This window comes from Mesorhizobium sp. B1-1-5 (genome assembly GCF_006443065.1).
In the GTDB taxonomy this organism is placed as follows: Bacteria; Pseudomonadota; Alphaproteobacteria; order Rhizobiales; family Rhizobiaceae; genus Mesorhizobium.
In genome coordinates, this window is the sequence record NZ_VFWS01000434.1 from 1 (window position 1) to 1332 (window position 1332).

Sequence of the window (1332 nt, forward strand, 5' to 3'; positions counted from 1 at the left end):
GTCCCTCTGGGTGTTGGTCGGCATGGTCATCTCCTCTGTGTTTGGACCGGAGACATCCCGAACCTCCTCGCGCAACGCGCGGAACTGTTCGCGATGTCTTCGGTCCAAACGCTCTGCTCGCAGGGACAACGCATGTCGGCGGAAAAAGTTGGCGGCTTTCGCAGGCGCGCATTGCAACCGCTCGCGTCCTGCCGCCGTTTCGCCTGCCGGAGGCAATCATGTTCGAAGGTTTTCAGACCCTCGAGGTCGACTGCGGCGACGCCCGCATCTTCGCCCGGCGCGCCGGCGACGGGCCCGCCGTCCTTCTGCTGCACGGCTTTCCGCAGACGCATCTGATGTGGCGCGACGTGGCGCCACGCCTGGCGGACCGGTTCACCGTCATATGCGCCGACCTGCGCGGCTATGGCGCCAGCTCATGCCCGGCGTCGAGCGCCGATCACGCCCCTTACGCCAAGCGCGCCATGGCCCGCGACATGGTGGCGCTGATGGCCGAGCTCGGCTTTTCCAGCTTCATGGTCGCCGGCCATGATCGCGGCGGGCGTGTCGCCTACCGCCTCGCGCTCGACCATCCCGACCGCGTCGAAAGGCTTGCCGTGCTCGACATCGTGCCCACCGCCGACGCCTGGGACCGGGCCGACGCCAGGCTGGCGCTCGGCTATTGGCCGTGGTCGTTGCTGGCGCAGCCGGAGCCGCTGCCGGAAAAGCTCCTGGCCAGTGCGGCCGACGCGATCGTCGATGATGCCCTGGGCGGCTGGGGCTCGTCGCCAGAGACATTTTCCGCCGGCGTGCGCCAGGCCTATGTGGAGGCCCTGCGCGATCCCGCCCATGCCCATGCGATCTGTGAGGAGTACCGGGCGGCCGCGAGGCTCGACCGCAAGCACGACCATGCCGACAGCGCCGCCGGCCGGCGCATAGCCTGCGCGGTGCTGGCGCTGTGGAGCGGGCAAGGCGCGCTCGCCGAATGGTATGCCGGCGAAGGCGGACCGCTGGCTTTGTGGCGCGGCTGGGCCGGCGATCTGCGCGGCCATGCGGTCCAGGGCGGGCATTTCTTTCCCGAAGAAGCACCCGCGCAAACGGCCGCCGAATTGAGCGCTTTCTTCGCCGGCTCCGAGACCGCAGCCCGTCCGGCGAATGCCCAGAAGAGTACGTAGGGCTTTCCCGGGAAAGGGACGTGGCGCTTTCCCTGGGGAATCGCGTCGAATTCACGCCTGGAGCGGTTCAGCGGGAACCTTCGCAGCCGGCCGCGACCAGGGGAATTGGAACCACATCCTTGGCTGCGCAGTTGCAGGGGCATCGGATGAACCCGGGAGCAGAGCCATGCCACGTGGAGAA

1 protein-coding gene is annotated in these 1332 nt (G+C 68.4%); it reads left to right on the top strand.

The features are described 5' to 3' along the window. Positions 1 to 218 precede the first annotated feature (218 nt). Positions 219 to 1151: an alpha/beta hydrolase gene (locus FJ980_RS32125; RefSeq protein WP_140547507.1), complete on the top strand. Its 933-nt coding sequence runs from the start codon at positions 219 to 221 to the stop codon at positions 1149 to 1151. Positions 1152 to 1332: the final 181 nt, after the last annotated feature.

Coding starts and splice junctions, on each gene's coding strand:
- FJ980_RS32125 (WP_140547507.1), top strand. CDS start 219: ATGTTCGAAGGTTTTCAGACCCTCGAGGTCGACTGCGGCGACGCCCGC.